Annotated in this window: 15 protein-coding genes; 4 read left to right on the forward strand and 11 right to left on the reverse strand. The window is 69.8% G+C overall.

All coding sequences use genetic code 11. The features are described 5' to 3' along the window. Positions 1 to 115: 115 nt before the first annotated feature. Positions 116 to 811 carry an SDR family oxidoreductase gene (locus ACESMY_RS14100; RefSeq protein WP_372785237.1) on the forward strand — a complete coding sequence of 232 codons (696 nt, stop codon included), beginning with the start codon at positions 116 to 118 and terminating at the stop codon, positions 809 to 811. A gap of 219 nt (positions 812 to 1030) precedes the next feature. Here the strand turns inward: ACESMY_RS14100 and ACESMY_RS14105 are convergent, their stop codons facing one another. Next, complete coding sequence (locus ACESMY_RS14105; RefSeq protein WP_372785238.1) at positions 1031 to 3220, reverse strand: TonB-dependent receptor; 2190 nt, start codon at positions 3218 to 3220, stop codon at positions 1031 to 1033. 160 nt (positions 3221 to 3380) lie between these two features. Continuing rightward, positions 3381 to 4967: a carboxylesterase/lipase family protein gene (locus tag ACESMY_RS14110; protein WP_372785239.1), complete on the reverse strand. Its 1587-nt coding sequence runs from the start codon at positions 4965 to 4967 to the stop codon at positions 3381 to 3383. Positions 4968 to 5267: 300 nt separating this feature from the next. Here ACESMY_RS14110 and ACESMY_RS14115 point away from each other — a divergent pair, with 300 nt between their 5' ends. Continuing rightward, the gene (locus tag ACESMY_RS14115; RefSeq protein WP_372785240.1) at positions 5268 to 6050 is read left to right on the forward strand and encodes a FadR/GntR family transcriptional regulator; all 783 of its coding nucleotides are present in this window, start codon (positions 5268 to 5270) and stop codon (positions 6048 to 6050) included. 4 nt (positions 6051 to 6054) lie between these two features. Here ACESMY_RS14115 and ACESMY_RS14120 read toward each other — a convergent pair whose 3' ends face one another. The 9 genes from ACESMY_RS14120 to ACESMY_RS14160 all read right to left on the reverse strand — a co-directional run bounded on the left by ACESMY_RS14120 (position 6055) and on the right by ACESMY_RS14160 (position 17299). Continuing rightward, positions 6055 to 7521: an AMP-binding protein gene (locus tag ACESMY_RS14120; RefSeq protein WP_372785241.1), complete on the reverse strand. Its 1467-nt coding sequence runs from the start codon at positions 7519 to 7521 to the stop codon at positions 6055 to 6057. Positions 7522 to 7558: 37 nt separating this feature from the next. Next, positions 7559 to 8341: an SDR family NAD(P)-dependent oxidoreductase gene (locus tag ACESMY_RS14125; RefSeq protein ID WP_372785242.1), complete on the reverse strand. Its 783-nt coding sequence runs from the start codon at positions 8339 to 8341 to the stop codon at positions 7559 to 7561. After that, positions 8341 to 10458 carry an acetate--CoA ligase family protein gene (locus ACESMY_RS14130; protein WP_372785243.1) on the reverse strand — a complete coding sequence of 706 codons (2118 nt, stop codon included), beginning with the start codon at positions 10456 to 10458 and terminating at the stop codon, positions 8341 to 8343. The genes ACESMY_RS14125 and ACESMY_RS14130 overlap by 1 nt, the downstream gene beginning before the upstream one ends. Before the next feature lie 2 nt (positions 10459 to 10460). After that, positions 10461 to 11270 carry an enoyl-CoA hydratase/isomerase family protein gene (locus ACESMY_RS14135; RefSeq protein WP_372785244.1) on the reverse strand — a complete coding sequence of 270 codons (810 nt, stop codon included), beginning with the start codon at positions 11268 to 11270 and terminating at the stop codon, positions 10461 to 10463. 19 nt (positions 11271 to 11289) lie between these two features. Next, on the reverse strand, positions 11290 to 12216 hold the full coding sequence (locus ACESMY_RS14140; RefSeq protein WP_372785245.1) for an acyl-CoA dehydrogenase family protein: 927 nt from the start codon (positions 12214 to 12216) through the stop codon (positions 11290 to 11292). A gap of 4 nt (positions 12217 to 12220) precedes the next feature. Next, entirely contained in the window at positions 12221 to 13357 is a 1137-nt protein-coding gene (locus ACESMY_RS14145) for an acyl-CoA dehydrogenase family protein (RefSeq protein WP_372785246.1), read from the reverse strand. A gap of 30 nt (positions 13358 to 13387) precedes the next feature. Then, complete coding sequence (locus ACESMY_RS14150; protein WP_372785247.1) at positions 13388 to 14521, reverse strand: acyl-CoA dehydrogenase family protein; 1134 nt, start codon at positions 14519 to 14521, stop codon at positions 13388 to 13390. Continuing rightward, positions 14521 to 15552 carry an acyl-CoA dehydrogenase family protein gene (locus ACESMY_RS14155; protein ID WP_372785248.1) on the reverse strand — a complete coding sequence of 344 codons (1032 nt, stop codon included), beginning with the start codon at positions 15550 to 15552 and terminating at the stop codon, positions 14521 to 14523. The genes ACESMY_RS14150 and ACESMY_RS14155 overlap by 1 nt, the downstream gene beginning before the upstream one ends. A 238-nt stretch (positions 15553 to 15790) precedes the next feature. Then, positions 15791 to 17299 carry a carboxylesterase/lipase family protein gene (locus ACESMY_RS14160; protein WP_372785249.1) on the reverse strand — a complete coding sequence of 503 codons (1509 nt, stop codon included), beginning with the start codon at positions 17297 to 17299 and terminating at the stop codon, positions 15791 to 15793. Between the two features lie 145 nt (positions 17300 to 17444). Between ACESMY_RS14160 and ACESMY_RS14165 the strand changes: the two genes are divergently transcribed. Both ACESMY_RS14165 and ACESMY_RS14170 read left to right on the forward strand, forming a co-directional pair. Then, complete coding sequence (locus ACESMY_RS14165) at positions 17445 to 18455, forward strand: Gfo/Idh/MocA family protein (protein ID WP_372785250.1); 1011 nt, start codon at positions 17445 to 17447, stop codon at positions 18453 to 18455. After that, on the forward strand, positions 18452 to 19819 hold the full coding sequence (locus tag ACESMY_RS14170) for an MFS transporter (RefSeq protein ID WP_372785251.1): 1368 nt from the start codon (positions 18452 to 18454) through the stop codon (positions 19817 to 19819). The genes ACESMY_RS14165 and ACESMY_RS14170 overlap by 4 nt, the downstream gene beginning before the upstream one ends. Position 19820 lies beyond the last annotated feature (1 nt).

Genomic DNA, 19820 nt, shown 5'->3' on the forward strand with positions numbered 1-19820 from the left:
ACGCTGAAGAACTGCCATTCCTTGCGCGCGGTCAATCGCTGCAGCACGAGCGCATTCTGCCTCAGAATTGCGGCACGCAGCGGCGAAATGAGTCTCGCGCGCTAGAATCAGGTTCATGCAGACCAGCCGTTTTCTCATCACCGGCGGCAGCCAGGGTATCGGCGCCGCCATCGTCGGACGCGCGCGCAAGGCGGGCCATCAGGTCGTGTTCACCGGCCGCAACGATCAGCTGATCGGATCGGTCGCTCAGCAGACCGGCGCGCACGGTGTACGCGCCGACGTGTCGGCGGCCGACGACAACGCGCGGACACTCGAGGCGTGCCAGACGCACATGGGCGGCGTCGACGTGCTGATCAACAACGCCGGCTATGCGTATCGCGCGGAGATCGGCAGCCTCGATCTCGATGCGATGAAGCGGATGTTCGAGACGAACGTGTTCGGCCTCGTCGACCTGACCAATCGCGTCGTGCCGTCGATGAAGGCGCAGAGCCAGGGCGACATCGTGAACCTCGCGTCGACGTCGGGAATGAAAGGCGCGGCGACCGCGACGCCGTATGCCGCCAGCAAGTGGGCGCTGCGCGGGATCACCCAGTGCTGGCAGGCGGAGCTGCGGCCTCATGGGATCCGCGTGACCTGCGTGTGCCCGTCGGAGGTGCAGACCGGGTTTGGCGGGCGGACCGGCCGCAACAATCCGAACAAGCTGTACGCGGACGATATCGCCGGCACGATCATGGCGGCGCTCGACATGCCGCGCCGCGTGCTGTGGCCCGAGCTGGCGGTGTTTGCGAGCAATCCGTGGAAGGAAGACTAGACCGCCGGGAAACGAGCGCGCGCCCGGGGTGCCGCGCGCCCGGGCGGTCACATTTGGGCCCCCGTATAGCGACCCCCCCGCCGCGGGCGGTCGGGGGTTGGCTTTTTAGGGGGGTATTCTTTTACGGCCGGCCCGTAATACGGAGGGGCGCCGGGGGTTGGGCGCGGGGCGACCTTTGCAACGCCCGGGGCTCCCGCCCCGGTCGTGACCTGACGCGGTCTAGAAGGACTTGCTGATCCGTCCCCCGACCATCCGCGGCTCGTTGAGGAAGCCGGCATAGCCGCCGGTGATCACCGGGGCGTTGAAGCCCAGCTGCAGGTAGTCCTTGTCGAACAGGTTGCGCGCCCAGAGCTCAAGCTTCAGGCCGTCGGCGCTTTCCACCCCGATCCGGGCGTTGACGATGCTGAAGGCCTTCTGGAACAGGAACGGATCGAGCGCCTGGCTGAGGTACATGCTGCTCTTGTAGGAGTATTCGCCGCGCACGTAGCCGGCCCAGCTCGAGCCGCCCAGCGGGTGGCGATATTCGACCGAGCTGTTGAAGGAATTCCGCGGAGCCTCCGCGAGCGGCCGCCCGCTCAGGTCGCAGATAGGCGTCGCGGCGCCGGCCGGGCACTGGCCGTTCTTGAAGTCCTTGTAGGTCGCGTCGGTATAGGCGTAGGCCGCCTGCACCCGCAGCCCTTCCAGGGGCCGGGCGATGATCTCGGCCTCGAAGCCCTGGGTGATGAACCGCTTGGCGTTGGTGGTCACCAGGTTGAAGCCGTCGAAAGCCAGGGTCTGGAAGTTGTTGTAGTCGGTGTGGAACGCCGCGCCGGTCAGGGTCACCCGCCGGTCCATCAGATAGGCCTTCACGCCGATTTCCATGTTGTTGTTGGTTTCCGCCGCGAACTGCAGGTGCGTGAAGTTCGGCAGGCGGGTCAGGTCGAAGCCGCCCGGCTTGAAGCCCCGGGCGTAGGTCGCATAGGTCATCACGTCCGGCGTCCAGTCGTACTTCGCCGTCAGGGTGTAGGTGGTCGCGCTGTCGTCCCTCGTGCTGTGGATAGAGCCGAGATTGGCGAAGGCGAAGCTGTTGGAAAGCTGGGTGAAGTCGACGGTCTGATGTTCCTGCGTATAGCGGGCGCCGGCGGCCAGGGTGGCTTGCGGGGTCAGGTGGTAGGTCAGGTTGGCGAACACCGCCTTGGAAGTGTCCTCGTGGTCGGACGCGATGTTCGAGCGTCCGTCGGTGCCGGGCTTTCCGAGGCCCGCGATCCCGACGTACTGCTGATCAACCGCGTCGTGGGTGAAGTAGTACAGGCCCCCCACGTATTCCAGCTTCTGACCGGTCGGCGAGGTGATCCGCAGTTCCTGGCTGAATTGCTTGTGGTGCTGGTGGACGAAGAGACCGTCGATGATGTCGAGCGGCAGGGCGTCGGTGTCGCTGTCGGCCGAGATCGTCCAGTTCCGCGCCGCCGTGACCGAGGTGATCACATTGCCGCCGGCGATGGTCCAGTTGCCTTCGCCGGAGACACCGCCGCCGCGGTTCTGGTTGGTGTTGACCCGATTGGTGACGGTGGTGCGGCTGTAGGGGAAGCCGGGAGGCGCCAGCGGCGCGACCGGGATGCCGAGAATGTTGGCGCCCGGCTTCAGCGCGATGAACAGGTAGGCGCAGCACTCGTCGTTCTCACGCTGCACGTCGCCGGTCAGGGTGTAGTTGAAGTTCTCGCCGACGTAGCGGAGCTTGGCCCGCATGCCGGTCTTCTTCTGGTCGTCGACATCCCGCTTCAGGGTCGCGTTGTAGACGATGCCGGAGCGGTCGACCGAGTAGCCGGCCAGGCTGAAGCCGAGCTTTCCGGGAATGATCGGCCCGGTGACGCTGCCGCGGACCTCGACGCGATTGTAGTTGCCGACCACGCCCTCGGCGTAGCCGTGGAACTCGTCGATGTTCGGCGAGGCGGTGATGATGCTGATCAGCCCGGCCGCGGTGTTCATGCCGAACAGCGTCCCCTGGGGTCCGCGCAGCACCTCCACCCGTTCGATGTCGAGCAGGTCGCTGATGCCCATGCCGATGCGCGACATGAACACGCCGTCGACGAAGATGCCGATCGAGGACTGCTTGCCCTGGTCCTGGGACGAGCCCACGCCGCGGATACTGACCGTCGCGACGCGCGAGTCGCCATTGTTGTTGATGACCATGGTCGGCGTGTACTGCTCGAGATCCATGAAGCTCGTCAGGCCGGCCTTCTTCACCTCGACCGACGAGATCGCGGTCATGGCGATCGGCACGTCCTTCAGGCTTTCCTCGCGCTTCTGCGCGGTGACCACCAGCTCATCGACTTCTCTGGAATTGGCGCTGGCGGCGACGGCCGGCATGGCTGTGAGGGCGACGCCCGACAACAGCACCGCCATCAGGCATTTACGACCCAGTTGGACCACGGCATTCCCCCTTGTACCGGCATCTGATTGCGGCGCCTCGCCGGTCCGAGGCGGCGCCTATCGGGATAATAAACCTAAATATTAGCCTATATCCAGCGCTATTTACGCCGTAACGCATTGGCGGCGGCGCGCGGGCCGCGGACGCCTCGAAAACGCCGGCTCAGCCGCCGCCCGGCATCCGCACCGCGACCCCGTCGATGAACCGCAGCCGCTCGAGATTCGGGACCGGCCCCACGTGCACGCTGTCGCCGATGTGCAGCACGCCGGCCGCCCCGCCGCCGTAGCGCGGCCACCGCGGCAGAGGCCCGCGGCCCGCGGCCGCCCGCGGTCCGTTCGGGTTTCCGCGGGTCGCGAAGTTCACCCAATAGGTCTGCAGCAGGCCGGACAGCGCGCGGTCCGCGGGTTCGAAGTCGCGATCGATCGTGTCCAGGGTCGCGAACACATAGGGCAGCTCCGCGGCGTGATAGGCCCCGAAGCGTGAGGCCGGTTCGATCTCCGAGAAATGCTGCCCGGGCCGGAAAGGGCTCCGCCGCTCGAAGTGGTAGAGGTAGACCGGCTGGCCGCTCCGCGCGTGCAGGCGGGCGCCGCGGTAAATGCGCGCCGCGAAGCCGACGTCGCGCGTGAGTTCGAGGCTCTGCTCAACGGCGTCGGCGTCGGTGGGCGTCGCAAAGAACGCGCCCGCCCGTTCGGCGTTGGCCCCGAAGACCGCCTGCAGCACATTCCGGAACGCCGCCCGCGTCGGGAACACCGGATATTTTGTTCCCTCGTCGCTGTTCCACCCGGTCAGCAGGGGAACCCGCGCCTCGCCCCCGCGGGCGAAGGTGGCGCTAAGCGTCTCGCTCAGGAAACGCCCGTCGACGATCGGCGGCGCGGCCAGCTCCGGCGCGAGGAAGCTGTCGGCCGGCAGCGTCCGCAGCTCGGCCAGCGAGGCGGCCCCAAGGGTCGCGGCGATCTTCCGTCCGTTCGCCTCGCCCTGCGCCAGACTCCCAAGCTCGAACAGCCCCAGGCTCTCGGCGATCGCCCGCTGGAAGAGCCCCCGCGCCAGGGGCGAGGCCATCAGCGCATAGACGCTCCCCGCCCCGGCCGACTGGCCGAAGATGGTGACGTTGGCCGGATCGCCGCCGAATGCGGCGGCGTTGCGCTTCACCCAGGCGAGCGCCGCCACCTGGTCCAGGAAGCCGTAGTTTCCCGATGCGCCGCCGCCCTCCGCCGTCAGCTCGGGATGGGCCATGAACCCCAGCACGCCGACCCGGTAGTTGAAGCTCACCACCACCACGCCGCGCCGGGCCAGGCGCGCGCCGTCGTAGACCGGATAGCCCGCCGACCCGTGGTCGAAGGACCCGCCGTAGATCCAGACTATCACCGGGGCCCTGGCGCCTGGCTTCGCCGGCGGCGCCCAGACGTTGATCGTCAGGCAGTCTTCGCTCTGCGGGGGCGAGCCGTAGACTTCATAGCCGAGCGAGGCCGGCGGGGTCGGGCGCTGGACGCACTGCGGACCGGCGGCGACGGCTGCTTTCACCCCCGTCCAGGCGCGCGGAGGATGCGGCGGCTTCCAGCGCAGGTCGCCCAGCGGCGGCGCGGCGAAGGGTACGCCCAGATAGGCCCGGACGGCGGCGTTCTCGCGCCAGACACCGCTGACCTGCCCGCCATCGACGCCGATGGGATCGCCCGTGACGGCGGCCAGGGCCGGTGCGGCGGGGCGCGCCAGACAGAGGCAAATCGCCAGGGCCAGGACGCGCCGCATCATAATCGTTTCCTCCGCCCACGGATCGAGAGCCGCGGTTGTCATCGAATTATTATACTGTATGACGCGGATGACTGTGGAAGCGCGCACCCATTCTATCGCCGCGGTGAAAATCGCAGCCGCGCCGGCGGCTCACGCCCTGCACGCCCACAACTTCGGGTTGGCTTTCTGGCGGTCTCTTGCGCCTCGGCAGTCGATGCCGCAGGGTCAGCGACGGGCAAATGAGTGCAGTTCACCCATCCGACGGGCGTTCGCAGTTCGCAAAGGGCGCTCCGGCTGGAGCGAGAGGCTGAGGGAATCAGGTTGAGAAAGAAAGCCATCGCGCCAGAGGCGGGCGAGGCCATTCGATCCGAGCGGTCTATACGGGTTCCCAAAGCAGCCGAACTGATCGCCGAGACCATTCGCCAGCGCGTGGTCCAGGGCGAGCTCAAGTCCGGCGACGCCCTGCCGTCCGAGCCCGACCTGATGGTCGAGTTCCACGTCTCGAGGGCGTCGCTGCGCGAAGCCTTCCGGATCCTCGAGGCGGAGTCGCTCATCGAGGTGAAGCGCGGCGCGCGTGGCGGGGCCCGTATACGGCTTCCGCGCGACGACACCGCGGCCAAGTCGGTCGGCATCCTGCTGCAGATCCGCGGCGCGACGCTGCGGGAGATGTTCGACGCCCGGCTGATCATCGAGCCGCCGCTGATCCATCACCTGGCCAACGTCCGCACCGACGAAAACCTGGAAGAGCTGCGCCAGCACATCGAATACGAACGCGAGCACCTCACCGACTTCCGGGCGTTCGGCGTCGCCGCGGCTGAATTCCACCGCATCCTGGTGCGGCAGGCCGGTAACATCACCCTGGCCCTCTTCGTGGGCATGCTGGACGAGCTCTACCTGCGCCATCTCACGCGGTTCATCGCCCGCGCCAGGCCCGACCAGGTCTCGCTGAACAAGGCGGCCTTGAACGGACACAGCCAGTTGCTCGAGATGATCGCCGCGCGCGACGGCGAGGCCGCCGAGACCATCTGGCGCTACCACATGCAGCGCTCGCGCAAGGTGATCCTCGCGGAACTCGGCGAAGACACCCCGCTCGCCGTCTACTGAGGGCTCAGCGCCCGGTCGGCTCGGCGAGACGCTGGTCGCGCAACCGGCTGCGGCGCACCTTGCCGGACTCGTCGCGCAAGGGCTCATCCGTCAGCTCGTAGCTGCGCGGCCGTTTGTAGCCGACAAGGCGTTCGCCCAGGTGGCGCGCCAGGTCGTCCAGGTCCAGGCCCGGCCGCGGCTGGATGATGGCGTGGATCTGCGATCCCATATCCTCATCCGGCAGGCCGATGACGGCGCAGGACTGGACCAGCGGATGGTCCTCCAGGGCCGCCTCGACCTCGGCCGGATAGACGTTGGCCCCGCCCACCAGGATCATGTCGGTCCGCCGATCGGCCAGGTAGAGGTATCCCTCCGCGTCGAACCAGCCCATGTCGCCCAGCGATTCCCAGCCGCCTGCCTGCGCGCGCGCCTCGGCGCCGATGTAGTGGTAGGTCTGGCCGCGCTCGGGCGAGGGGCGTAGGTAGATTTCGCCGTGCACGCCCGGCGGAACGGTCCGGCCGTCGACGTCGACCACTTTCATCTCGCCGGCGAAGAGCCGCCCGACCGAGCCGCGATGCGCCAGCCATTCGGTCCCGCTGATGATCGTGACGGCGAGGCCCTCGGTTCCGGAATAGAGCTCCATCAGGACGTCGCCGCCGACCCAGCCGATCCAGGCCTCCTTCAGCCACGGCGGACAAGGCGCCGCCAGATGCCAGACGGTCCTCAGCGAGGAGATGTCGTAGCGGGCCTTGACCTCGTCGGGCAGCCGCCAGATCCGGCCCATCATGGTCGGAACCTGATAGAGCCAGTTCGCCCGGTGCCGGGCGACGGCTTCCAGCACGGCCTCGGCGTCGAAGCGCGGCAGGATCACCACATGGCCGCCCGCCATCAAGGTGCAGAAGACGCCGGCCCAGGGTCCGCTGTGGTAAAGCGGACCGGGGATCACCGAGATGTTGTCGGGTTCGATCCGCCAAGCGGCGATCGTGCCCGGTTGCGTGGTCGCCGGCACGTTGGAGACGATCAACTTGGGACGTCCGGTCGAGCCTCCGGAGGTCAGGGCGTTGGCGTAGGTGGCGATCTTCTCCGGCAGGGGGCCGTCGTTGTCCGAGCCGGCCAGGAGGTCGTTGACGGAGACCCGCGGGCGGCCGGCTGACGCGATATCGGGCCCGGCGATCACCACCGGCGGGTTGGCGAGCTGGACGATGGCGGCCAGCTCGGCGGCGGGCAGGCGCCAGGATACCGGCTGCGGCGTCGCGCCCAGTTTCCAGATCGCGAAACAGGCCTCGACGAACCCGGCGTCGTTGGGCAGGGCGACGGTGACGCGGTCGTTATCCGCCACCCCCAAATCCGCCAGGGCCCGGGCCATGCGGTTGGTCCGCAGATCGAGGTCGCGCCAGCTCAGGGTTCCGGCCGCCGACGTCACCGCGGTCGCGTCCGGCCGCAGCTTCGCGAAATGAGCCGGGACCGACGCCAGCGGCATCTCATCGATCATTGAGGACCTCGAAGTTCGGGCCGCGGCTTGGCGACCGTCAGTAGACCAGGGTGCCGCCGCCATCGATGATCAGGGTGACGCCGTTGACGAACGACGACGCCGGGCTGAGCAGGAAGGCGATGACCCGGGCCACCTCGTCGGGCTGGCCGAGCCGGCCCAGCGGCGAGCGTTCGATCATCAGCTTGCCGTAGGCGCCCTTGGTGAGGTCGCCGATGCGCGGCGTCTCGATGACCCCCGGCGCGACGGCGTTGGCGCGATAGGCGCCGGCGGCCATCACCGCCTGATAGCGGGTGAGCCCGGCGATAGCCGCCTTGCCGGCGCCGTACCAGCCGTTGCCGATCCCGCCGACGGCGGCGATGCGGTCGGCGACGACGGCCGGCGGCGGCCCGCCCGAGAAGGTCCCGGCCACGGAGGCGACATTGACCACCGCCGCGCCGTCCGGCGGCGGCGTCTTCGACCAGGCAGCGGTCATGATCTGGACGCTGCCGGCCGTCTGGGCCAGGCCTTCCTGGATGGAGAGCGGAGCCGAGCTTGGCGGGCCGGCGTTGTTGGCCAGGTAGGCGATCGGCCCGAATTCCTCGCGCAGCTTGGGAAACAGCGCGTCGACCGCGTCCTTGTCGGCGGTGTTCAGCAGACGGGGGTGGAAGCCCGAGCCGAGATCGAGCGCGTCGAGCCCTGCCTGGTTGATGTCGAGGCCGATGACCGTGAGGTTCTGGGCCAGGAGCTGGATCGCCAGCTGATGTCCGATCCCGCTGGCCACGCCGGTGACGACGGCGACGCCGCCCTCCGGAAAGCCGAGGAAGTCTGCGACGGCCGCCATCAGGAAGCTCCCACAACGATAAGCGCGTCGGCCGCCAGGGCCGAGCCATCGGCGACCCGCACCGGATTGACGTCGATTTCGGAAATCTCCGGCAGCTCAAGAGCCGCCTGGCCCAGGGCCACGGCCAGGCGCACGACGGCCTCCAGCTCCTCAGGCGCAAGGCCTCGTTTGGAGGTCAGCAGCCGCCCGCCGAGCAACCCGCCCAGCGCGGCCTTCACGTCGTCGGGCGCGAACGGCGCCTGCATCACCGCCGCCTGGCCCAGCACCTCGACCAGCACGCCGCCCAGGCCCACCGCGACGATCGGACCGAACACCGGATCGCGCTTCATTCCGCAGAGGATCTCGAGCCGGGCCGGCGCCATCTCCTGCACCAGCACGCCTTCGATCCGGGCGCCGGGCGCGTTGCGGGCGACATCGGCCATCAGACCCGCGAAGCCCTCGCGGACCTCGTCGTCGCCCGAAAGGCCCAGGCGCACGCCGCCGACATCCGACTTGTGCGGCAGGGCGTAGGACATGACCTTCAGCGCGACCTTGCCGCCGAGCCGCGCCGCGGCGGCCACGGCCTCGTCAGGCGCGCGGCTCATCTCCTCGCGGGTCACCGGCGCGCCGTAAAGCGCCAGCAGCGCCTTGGCGTCGACTTCCATCAAGGTCTCACCGTCGCGCGGGGCCTGCAGGATCGCCCGCGCCGCGGCGATGCGGGCCGGGTCGGCCCGTGGCGTCGCCGGCCGCGTCGTGCGCGGCTTGCGCAGCGAGAAGGCCGCCAGGGCCGAGAGCGCGTGCGCCGCGCGGCGCGGGTCGGTGTAGGCGGCGATCCCGGCGTCCAGCAGGCTGGTCGGCAACAGCGTCGAGACGAACGCCACGGGCTTCTGCGTCGTCGCGTGCGCGCGGATGTACATCTCCGGATGGGTCGGGTTGCCGATGATGACCGGCGCGATCATGTCGACCCCGTCGCCGGCCGGAACGCCGGTCAGCACCGCCTCGAACGCGCCGGGCTTGGCCAGCGCCTGGGCGGTCACGTCCACCGGGTTGGCGACCGAGCCCATGAACGGCTTGGGCATCAGTTCGAGCAGCGCCGCCTGCTCGGCCGCCGGCAACAGCGGCACCGCCAGGCCCTCCAGGACGCAGGCGTCGGCCAGGATCACGCCAGCGCCGCCGGAGCCGGTGATGATACCCACGCGACGGCCGTGTGCGCGGCGGCCGCCCTGGAAGATCACCCCCAGGTCGAGCATCTCCTCCAGGCTGTGGGCGACGAACACGCCGTACTGCCGGCAGACCGCGTCGAACGCCTCGGCCGACCCGACCAGCGAGCCGGTGTGCGCCTGGGCGGCCAGGGCGGCCTCCTCCGAACGGCCGGCCTTCAGCAGGATGAAGGGCTTGTCGAGCTCGGCGGCGCGCAGGGCGGTGTCGATGAACAGCTCGAGATCGTGCAGGCCCTCGCAGGCGCCCAGCAGGACGCGGGTGTCCTCGCGTTCCACGATGTAGCGCAGGGTGGCCGCGATGCTGAGGTCGACCTCGTTGCCGGTGCTGACGAACCAGCCGAGGTTCAGGCCCGCATAGATCGCCTTGCGGACCATGTAGCCGCCCAGGCCGCCGCTCTGCGAGATCAGCGCGACCGGCCCGCCGCGCGGCAGCGGATCGGTCGGGTCGATCACGAAGTTCGCCATAACCCCGTCGGCCAGGTTCATGAAGCCGATGCAGTTGGGGCCGACGACGCGGATGCCGGTGCGAGCGACGATGGCGGCGACCTCGGCCTGCAGGGCCACGCCCGGGCCGCCGACCTCGGCGAAGCCGGAGGTGATGATCACCGCCCCGCCGATCCCTTGCGCCGCGCAGGCCTCCAGCACCGCCGCCACCCCCTCGGCCGGCACCACGATCATGGCCAGGTCGATGTCGCGCGGCAGGTCGGCGACACTGGGATAGGCCTTCAGGCCCTGGATCTCCTGCTCGCGCGGATTGACCGGGTAGATCGGGCCGGAGAAGGCGCGGGCGATGTTGGCGGTGACATAGCCGCCGATGCCCGGCATGCGGTTGGACGCGCCGACGATCGCGATCGACTTGGGCGTGAACAGCCGGTCGAGGGCCGACGTCCCGGTCTTCACCAGCGTTGCGATAGACATGCTCAGCGGCCCGTGAACACGGCGGGGCGCTTGCCCAGGAAGGCGGTGGCCGCCTCGTGATGGTCCTCGCTGACCATGGTGGCGCCTTCCAGCAGGAGGCCGGTCTCCAGCAGCAGGTGTATGCGGTCGCGGATGACCCGGTTGAGGGTGGCCTTGGTGCCCTGGACGGCCAGCGGCGCGATCTGCGCCAGCCGGGCGGCCAGGCGCTGGGCCTCGTCGTCGAGCTCGGCCGCCGGAACCGCCTTCAGGGCCAGGCCCAGGCGAACGGCGTCGAGGCCGTTGACCCGCTCTCCGGTCATCAGGTGCCACTTGGCGGCCGCGAAGGACTCCAGCAGCGGCCAGAGCACCGCGCCGCCGTCGCCGGCCACCAGGCCGATGTTCACGTGGGTGTCGGCGATCACCGCGTCCTCGGCCATCACCACCACGTCGCAGAGCAGGGCGATGGTCGCGCCCAGGCCCATGGCGAAACCCTGCAGGGCGCAGACGATCGGCTGCCGCACGGCCAGCAGCATGTCGATCATCCGCGTGGCGTCGAGGGTCGACAGCACGCCCAGCGCCGGACTGGTCGCGCCGCCCTCTTCGGCCCCCACCATGGTGCCGACGTCGCCGCCGGCGCAGAAGGCCTTGCCCTCCCCGCGCAGCACGATCGCCCGTACGTCGGCGTCCTCGGCGGCCAGCGCCAGGATTTCGCGAAGACCGGCGTGCACCTCGCCGTTGATGGCGTTGCGCTGGGCCGGCCGGTTGAGGGACACCGTCAGCACGTGTCCCTCCTTGCGGGCCAGGACCGTGGTGAAGGCGTCGTAGGCGGACATTGCGGGCTCTCCGTTCGCTTCAGCTCGCCGCCGGCCAGCGCGCGGCCACCAGGTCGCGGGCGTGGCCGCGCATGCCCTGCATCTCGAGGCGCAGGGTCTGCAGGCGCATGGTGTAGAGGTGCAGGTCGTATTCGGTGGTGAAGCCCATGGCGCCGGTCAGCTGGTGGGTCTCGAAGAACACCCGGTGCGCGGCCTCCGAGGCGGTGATGGCGGCGCTGGCGGCCAGTGCGGCGGGCGCGCCGTGATAGGCCGCCTCGCGCATCGCCCACTGGGCCGCATCCACCGCGACGTGGCACTCCACGATCCGATGCTGCAGGGCCTGGTAGGTGGCGATCGGCCGGTCGAACTGGCTGCGGTCACGCATGTAGCGGACAGTCAGGTCCACCGCCGCGCGGGCCGAACCGGCGATCTCCGCGGCGATGGCGATCCGCCACCAGCGCCGGGCCACCGCGCCGGCGCCGCGCGCCAGCCGCGCGCCGCCGACCTCGGTCACCTTGGCCATCGGGTAGCCGAACTTCGAACGCACGGTGGCGGCCGTGAACTCGCCGCGCCGGGCCACAGTCGCCTCGTCGCCGTCGACCACGATCAGCATGTCGGCCTCGGCGCCGTAGCGCACCGCGTTCAGGCCTTTCTGGTCGGCTACGGCGATGACCAGCGGCAGCACGCCGTCGACCACCGAGGGCGCGATCAGGCTGCGGGCGCCGACCGGGGCCAGGCCCGCCGCCTGCGCGGTCCATTCGACGACCAGCGCCGCGACCAGGGGCCCCGCGTCAGGCTCGGCGTAGAGGTCGAGGAAGCCCGCCTCCTCCATCTCGGTTAGCAGCAGGCGGTCGAAGTCCTCCGCCTTGCGCAGGGCGCGGGCCCGCACCGGCCCCGCGCGGCGTTCGAACAGTCGGGCGCAGGAATCGGAGATCGCCTGCTGGGTTTCGTTCAGCTGCATGTCCATGGGATCACCTTGGGGCCGCGCCGATCACGTCGCGCGCGATCAGGTTCAACTGCATTTCGAGGGTGCCGGTGGCGACGCCGGAGGCGAGCGCGTGGCCGAACTGGGCGGCGCCGTAGCTGCCCTTCAGGAGGCCGCCGCTGCCTTCCACCTGCAGCGCGGCCTCATAGACCGCCTTCTCCGCGCGGATCGTGGCGACCCGATAGACATAGGCCGTCAGGTCCGGGGCCTGCCCCTTCGCCCGCTCGTCGACGACGCGGTAGATCAGCACCCTGGCCGCGTCGCAGGCGGCCTGGGCCTTGGCCACCGCCTCGCAGATGATCGGATCGTCGAGCAGGCCGGCCTCGAGCGCCGCCTTGGCGACATGGTCGAGGGTCGACGAGGCGCGGCGGAACCGCGCCACCCCGACCCGCTCGTTGACCAGCAGCTTGCGGATGATCGGCCAGCCGCCGCTGTCCGGCCCCAACCGCCACGACTCCGGCGCGCGGACATCGTCGAAGACGCACTGGTTGAAGGTGCCCGGCGCGAAGATCGAGGGGATTTCGCTGATGGTTACGCCCGGCGCGTCGGTCGGCACCAGGAAGATCGAGATGCCGTTGTGCTTGCTGGCCTCCGGATCCGTCCGCGCCAGCAGGAAGCAGTAGTCGGCGGTGTCGGCGTAGGATGTCCAAATTTTTTCGCCGGAGATCACATACTCCGACCCGTCCCAGGTCGCCTTGGTGCGCAGCGCCGCGAGATCGGAGCCGGCCCCCGGTTCGGAGAACCCCTGGCACCAGACCACATCGCCGCGGCTGATCCGCTGCAGGTGGTACTGCTTCTGCTCCTCGGTGCCCGCCAGGATCAGCGCCGGGCCGACCCAGTTGACGCACATATATTGCGCGGTCCGGGGCTCGCCGTGGGCGACCATCTCCTCACTGAGGATGAGCTGCTGCCAGGCGGATTGCTCGAGGCCGCCGTATTCGCGGGGCCAGGCCGGCGTCAGCCAGCGACGCTCGGCCAGCTTGGCGGCGAAGGCCTTGGAGAACTTCTTCTGCTCCGGCGGCTCGAGCGAGAAGGCATCGAAGTCTTCCGGCAGCTCGGCCTCTAGGAAGGTCTTGAGATCGTGACGAAACTCCGCCTCTTCCGGTCTCCAGTCAAAGTCCATGTCGTCTCTCCCTTGGGCGCTGCGGACGCACTACCGCGGCATCCCGAGAACCTGGTTGGCGAGGATGTTTTTCTGGATCTGCGACGTGCCGCCGAAGATGCTGATGGTCCGCGAGCGCAGGTAGCTGGCGAAGCTGGTGTCGCCGGGCTCGGTAAAGGCCGCCGCGCCGCTGAGCTCCAGCTCCAGGGTCCGCATCGCCTGCTCGGCCTTGGTCAGCAGCAGGCGCGCGACCGAGCCCTCCGGGCCCGGCGGCTTGCCCGCGTTGCGTTGCGACAGCTGCTCCACGACGTTGAGCCGCAGGGCCTCGCCGATGACATAGACGCGGGCGATCGCCTTGCGGGTCTCGGGGTCCTGCAACAGCCCGCGCTCGGCGGCGATGCCTTCGAGCCGGCGCAGCGCCGTCTGGAAGGTGGCGATCATGCCGATGTCGCCGGGGCCGCGCTCGAAGGCCAGCACCGTCATGGCGATCCGCCAGCCGGCCCCGGTCTCGCCGATCTGCTGGTCGATGGGCACCTCGACGTCGTCGAAGAACATCTCGCAGGTTTCCGGCGCGCCGTCGGAGATCTTGATCGGCCGGATGGTGATCCCCGGCGCCTTCGCCGAGGTGAGCAGGCAGGTGATGCCCCGGTGCTTGGCCGCGTCCTTGTCGGTGCGCACCAGCAGCACGCACCAGTCGGCGTGCTGCGCGCCGCTCGTCCACAGCTTCTGGCCGTTCACGACATAGCGGTCGCCCTTGAGTTCGGCGGAGGTCCGCAGGTTGGCGAGGTCGGACCCCGCACCCGGCTCGCTGAAGCCCTGGCACCACTGGATGTCGCCACGCAGCATGGGCGGCAGGAACCGCTGCTTCTGCTCCTCGGAGCCATAGGTGAAGATCGCCCGGCCCAGGTAGTTGTGGAACGAGATGCGCGGCGTGTCCGCCCGGCCCAGTTCGTCGTTGAGGATCGCCTCATAGGTCGCGGTGAGGCCGTGGCCGCCGTACTCCACCGGCCAGGAAAGACCCACGAAGCCACCCTCGTAGAGGGTGCGCTGCCAGCGCCGGTGCAGCGCGCCCATCTGCTCTTCGGTCTTGGCCTCCTCGCGCCAGTTCGTCGGTGCGTTGACCAGCAGCCACTCGCGGACCCGGGTCCGGAAGGCGAGCTCCTCGGCGTTCTCGCGGTAATCCATCACGCCTGTCCCAGGCGCGCGTCCGCGATCGCCAGCAGTTGATGGGCTTCGTCGCCGAAGATCTTGCGGTCGAACATCGCCCGGCGATTACGCAGGTGGGCCTCGTGTTCCCAGACCTGGCCGATGCCGCCGTAGCCCTGCATCAGCATCTCGCCGACCTGCTGGGCCACGGGCGCGCAATAGGCCTTGGCCGTGCGCGCGGCCAGCAGGCTCGCCTCACCGTCCAGGGCGTCGACCGCCCAGGCGGCGTAGTTGGTGGCGCTGGCGGCCGCCTCGGTCTCGACCAGCATTTCGGCGCACATGTGCTGCACGGCCTGGAAGGAGCCGATCGGGACCCCGTACTGGATGCGGGTCTTGGAATAGTCGACGAGGCGCCGCAGCCCGGTCTGCAGCACGCCCACGATGTCGGCGCAGACCAGCGTGAGCGCCAGCGCCGTCCAGCTCATGAGGTCGGCCTCGGAAAGCGGCTCGCCGACCGGTTCCGGCTTCGCCGCGGCGGACGCCGGCGCGCCGAGCGGACGGCTCAGGTCGACGCCCTCCAGGGCGGCCATGCCGGCGAGATCGATGCGCGCGACGCGGCGGCCCGGGGCCAGCGCCAGGCCGTAGGCGGCGCCCTCGGCGTCGATGCAGATGCAGCCGGCGAGCGCGTCGGCGTCGGCGAGCCGATCGAGGCCGGGGTTCAGCAGGACGCTATAGCGGCTCCGGCCTTCGGCGATGTCGTCGAGCCAGGCCTCCGGCGCGCCGGCGCGCGCCAGCAGGTCCGAAGCCAGGCAGACGCCGATGAACGGGGTCGGCGCGATCGCACCGGCCAGGCCCTGGGCCACCAACATCACCTCAACGGCCGAGGTCAGGGGCGCGCCATCCTCGTCGCGCACCCGCATGCCCAGCAGCCCCGCCCCGGCGAGCGCGCGCCACGCCGCCTGGCGATCGAGCCGCGCGAGGTCATTCGGCTGGGTCACCGTCACCGACTCGGCGATGCGAGACGCCGTCGTCTTCAGCATCTCCTGCTCTTCGGTGAGAACGGCCCGCATTCACTCCCCCATTGTTCATAATTATTACCCTATATAATATAGGCTGTTCCGAGGTTGTCACGCGGAAAGTCGCGGCCGGACCGCGCGGCCCGGCAAAGGTTCGGCGCGGACCTGGCGGTCCGCGCCGAAGAGGGAGGAGATGGACCCGAAGGTCCGGTGCGTCGAAAAACGACCTCTCATTTTTGGACTATTTATTATACTATATACAAGCGATTTCGTCGGTCGCCCGTGCGCCGCCTCAGGCCGGGTCGAAGGGCGCGGCGGCCAGGGCGTCCAGGATGGCCGCCTTGGGATCCGCCGACGCCCGGGCCGAGCCGTCGCGATCGATGAACAGCAGCTCTCCGCCGGCCCGATCGAAACGCGGCCAGGGCGCCAGTCCGGGCCCGTTGGGATCCCCCGAACGCACGAAGTTCGCCCAGTAGCCGTTCATCATCCGGCCGACCGCCAGGTCGCGCGCGTCGGCCGATCCGGTCTTGTCGAAGACGAACTGGACCTCGGTGGTGTGGGCCGCGCCCTTCAGCTGCGCGGCATAGGCCTGCGGCACATATCCGAACCGATAGAGATAGACCGGCGCTGCGGCCGCCCGATCGGCCATGCAGCGGGCGGTGTATCGCGCGGGCTCGACGAAGACGATGTCGCCCATCAGGCCGGCTTCCGCCGCGTCCGCGTCGCCGTAGGCCCTGGCCAGCGCCGCGGCGGCGCCCGGGCCGGCGGCTTTCAGCAGGGCCGCGGCCATCGGGCGGGCCTCCACCATGTCGTCCACCTCCCGCGAGTTGCAGCCGACCAGATAGGGTACGGGCGCGACCGCGCCCTCCGCGAAGGCGGCGCCCGGGTCCTTCGGAACCAGCCACCCATCCACCATGGGCCCCGAATAGGTGTCGCGGGGCGCAATGAAGAAGGGCGCGACCTGCAGCGCCTCGGCCGGCAGGGCCCGCAGCGCAGCCAGCGCCGCCGCGTCGCCGCCGGCGACGCCGTGGTGGGCGGCGAAGGTCTCCCCTATCTCCTGGGCCTTCGGCCAGGACACCAGGCTCTTGCCGAATGTGCCGACCCGTCCGCCCGCCGATTCCGCGACCGCGCGATGGAACAGCGCCCGGGCCGGCGGCGAGGTCATCAGCATGTTCACAGACCAGCCGCCGGCCGACTCGCCCATGATCGTGACATTGCCCCGATCCCCCCCGAAGGCGGTGATGTTGCGGCGAACCCACTCGAGCGCCGCGACCTGGTCCATCAGGCCGAAGTTCCCGACCCGCTCGCCGCCGGCCTCCCGCGTCAGGGCCTGGTGTGCGAAGAACCCGAAGCGGCCCAGCCGGTAGTTGATCGTGACCACCACCAGCCCGCGCCGGGCGAAGGCCGCGCCGTCGTAGGTCGCAGCCGACGCCGCGCCGTTGGTGAACCCGCCGCCATGGATCCAGACCAGGACCGACGCCGGCGCCGCGGGCCGTTTCGCCGGACGCCAGACATTGAGCGTGAGGCAGTCCTCGCCGTGCGGCTGCGTCCCGGCCAATGGATCGCCGGGGTCCTCCACATGAAAGCCGTCGAAGCCGAACGCCAGGGCCGGGCGCACGCCTTTCCATGGCGCCACGGGTTGCGGCGCGCGCCAGCGCAACTGGCCCACCGGCGGTGCGGCATAGGGCACGCCGCGAAACACCGCGACGTCGCCCTCGATCCGTCCGCGCAGGCGGCCGGAATCGATGCGGACCTCGGCGGCGGGCGCCTTGGGCGGGACGGGCCTCGCTATGTCAGTCATCGAAGTTCAGGGCCCTTGAAGGCGGAAATCGGGACAGGCATGTCGTCCATTGTCTCACCGGTTAAGTAGTGTAATATTTCGCTTATAATAAGCAATGTGCCAAGGCGGGAGCGAACCCGAGGGCGCGGAACGGGGGGAAGCGGTGATGCCGGTGCGGGTGGGGATTCTCGGCTGCGCCCAGATCGTCAAGGCCGTCCTCATCGACCCGGCGCGCGTGACGCCCGAGATCGCCGTCGCCGCCGTCGCCTCGCGCGACGCCGGCCGGGCCGGCGCCTACGCCGCCGAGCACGGCATCCCGCGATCCTACGGCGACTACCAGGCCCTGCTCGACGACCCGCAGGTCGAGGTCGTCTACAATCCTCTCCCCAACAGCCTGCACGCCGAATGGACGATCCGCGCCCTCAAGGCCGGAAAGGCGGTGCTCTGCGAGAAGCCGCTGGCGTCCAACGCCGAGGAAGCGCGACGGATGGTGGACGCCGCCGACGCCGCCGGCCTGCCGCTGATCGAGGCCTTCCACTACCGCTACCACCCCGTCGCCCAGCTGATCGGCGAGACCCTGCGCTCCGGCGTCCTGGGACGGCCGCGCAAGCTCGCCGCGCGGCTGAAGATCCGTGGCGAGCAGATGACGCCCGACAACATCCGCTTCCAACCCGAGCTCGGGGGCGGCTCGACGATGGATCTGGGCGCCTACTGCATCAATCTTCTGCGCATGTGCGTCGGCGAGGAGCCGACGGTGACGGCCGCGACGCCCACCTTGCTCTCCTCGGAAATCGACATCGCCATGCACGCCGGCCTGGCGTTTCCCGGCGGTGCGGTCGCCGAGTTCGAATGCTCGCACAGGGCCGAGCGGCTGGAGACCTGGTTCACCCTGGAGGGCGAGCGCGGGACCCTGCGCTGCGACAATCCCTTCCTGCCGCAGCGCGGCGTCACGGTGACCGTCGAGGCCGGCGGCGAGGCCCGCACCACCCGTTTCGACGAGCCCGCGACCTACGTCTTTCAGGCCAGGGCCCTGGCGAGGATCATCCGCGAACGCGGGCCGATCCTCACCCCCGGCGCCGACGGGATCGCCAACATGGCCGTGATCGACGCGGTCTACCGCGAGGCCGGCCTTGCCCCGCGTCTCACCGGCCGCGCCGTACGGGAACTCCAGACATGACCGCCACGACTTCGGACAGCGCCCGCAAGACCGCGCGCGGCTGGTACGCCGTGGCGGTCCTGGGTTCGCTCTACATCGTCGCCTTCGTCGACCGGCTGATCCTGGGCCTGCTGGTCGAGCCGCTGCGCACCGACCTGCACATCACCGACACCCAGATCAGCCTGCTGATGGGCGTGGCCTTCGCGGTGTTCTATTCCTTCGTCGGCCTGCCGCTCGGACGGGTCGCCGATATCGGCAACCGCAAATGGCTGCTGGTGGGCACCGCGCTGATCTGGGGCAGCTGCACCTTCGGCTCGGGCCTGGCGACCAGCTTCTGGGTGCTGTGCCTGCTCAGGATCGGGGTGGCGATCGGCGAGGCGGCGCTGACGCCCACGAGCCTCTCGTTGATCTCCGATCTCTTCCCGCCAGAGCGGCGGGCGCGGGCCACCAGTGTGTTCATGTCGCTGGGCGCGCTGGGCGCCACCGGCTCTTATATCCTGGGCGGGTTGGTGGTGAACGCCATCGGCAATGTGGACCATCTTGTGCTGCCGCTGATGGGCTCGGTGAAGCCGTGGCAGGCGGTGTTCTTCCTGGTGGGGGCGCCCGCCTTCCTGTTCGCCGCGATCATCGCCTTGACGATCAAGGAGCCGGTCCGGGAGACCGCGCCGGTCCCCAATGCGAGGGGCCTGACCTTCGCGTGGCTGAGCCGGCCCTATGTCGCCGCCTTCCTGTTCTTCATCGCCACCGCCATCGGACAGGTCATGATCTATGGCCTGAGCGGCTGGGCGCCGACCTATCTGGTGCGCCAGTTCCACTGGGCCACCGGCGACGCCGGTATCCGCATCGGCCTGGCCAGCATGACCATGGGCGTCTCGGGCATGCTCGTGGCGCCGCGCGTGGCGGAAGTCTGGCGCGCGCGCGGGCGGGCCGATGCGCCCATCCTGGTGCTGGCCGGCGGCCTGCTGCTGGGCTTCCCACTGGTCATCGCCGCGTCGCTCGCGCCCAGCGGCGTCGCCTTCCTGGCGTTCTACGCCGCGGCGATGTTCTGCATCATGGGGACCGGCATGATGCCGTTCATCTGTGTGCAGTGGGGGATCCCGTCGCACCTGAAGGGCGAGTTCCTAGCCGCCGGCCTGCTGGCCAATTCCATGGTCGGCATCGCGCTAGGCCCCACGGCCACGGTCCTGGCCGCGAAGGTCTTCGGCGGCGGCGCGCACCTGGGCCAGGGCCTGGCGCTGGTGGCCGCGATCTGCGGTCCGCTCGCCGCCGGCTTCACCCTCCTGCTCCGTCGCCCGATGGTCCGCCTGCTCGGCGCGCAGGTCCGCGGAGACGGACCGCAGGGCGCCGGGGCCCCTGCCCTCTCGGTGGTCGGAGAGCTGGTCTGAA

Source organism: Phenylobacterium sp. (assembly GCF_041691455.1).
Lineage (GTDB): Bacteria > Pseudomonadota > Alphaproteobacteria > Caulobacterales > Caulobacteraceae > Phenylobacterium.

What these genes read in the sequence shown, in the direction of transcription:
- ACESMY_RS14100 (WP_372785237.1), top strand. Translation starts at nt 116, where the DNA reads ATGCAGACCAGCCGTTTTCTCATCACCGGCGGCAGCCAGGGTATCGGC.
- ACESMY_RS14110 (WP_372785239.1), bottom strand. Translation starts at nt 4,967, where the DNA reads ATGATGCGGCGCGTCCTGGCCCTGGCGATTTGCCTCTGTCTGGCGCGC.
- ACESMY_RS14120 (WP_372785241.1), bottom strand. Translation starts at nt 7,521, where the DNA reads ATGATCGATGAGATGCCGCTGGCGTCGGTCCCGGCTCATTTCGCGAAG.
- ACESMY_RS14125 (WP_372785242.1), bottom strand. Translation starts at nt 8,341, where the DNA reads ATGGCGGCCGTCGCAGACTTCCTCGGCTTTCCGGAGGGCGGCGTCGCC.
- ACESMY_RS14130 (WP_372785243.1), bottom strand. Translation starts at nt 10,458, where the DNA reads ATGTCTATCGCAACGCTGGTGAAGACCGGGACGTCGGCCCTCGACCGG.
- ACESMY_RS14135 (WP_372785244.1), bottom strand. Translation starts at nt 11,270, where the DNA reads ATGTCCGCCTACGACGCCTTCACCACGGTCCTGGCCCGCAAGGAGGGA.
- ACESMY_RS14140 (WP_372785245.1), bottom strand. Translation starts at nt 12,216, where the DNA reads ATGGACATGCAGCTGAACGAAACCCAGCAGGCGATCTCCGATTCCTGC.
- ACESMY_RS14145 (WP_372785246.1), bottom strand. Translation starts at nt 13,357, where the DNA reads ATGGACTTTGACTGGAGACCGGAAGAGGCGGAGTTTCGTCACGATCTC.
- ACESMY_RS14150 (WP_372785247.1), bottom strand. Translation starts at nt 14,521, where the DNA reads ATGGATTACCGCGAGAACGCCGAGGAGCTCGCCTTCCGGACCCGGGTC.
- ACESMY_RS14155 (WP_372785248.1), bottom strand. Translation starts at nt 15,552, where the DNA reads ATGCGGGCCGTTCTCACCGAAGAGCAGGAGATGCTGAAGACGACGGCG.
- ACESMY_RS14160 (WP_372785249.1), bottom strand. Translation starts at nt 17,299, where the DNA reads ATGACTGACATAGCGAGGCCCGTCCCGCCCAAGGCGCCCGCCGCCGAG.
- ACESMY_RS14165 (WP_372785250.1), top strand. Translation starts at nt 17,445, where the DNA reads ATGCCGGTGCGGGTGGGGATTCTCGGCTGCGCCCAGATCGTCAAGGCC.
- ACESMY_RS14170 (WP_372785251.1), top strand. Translation starts at nt 18,452, where the DNA reads ATGACCGCCACGACTTCGGACAGCGCCCGCAAGACCGCGCGCGGCTGG.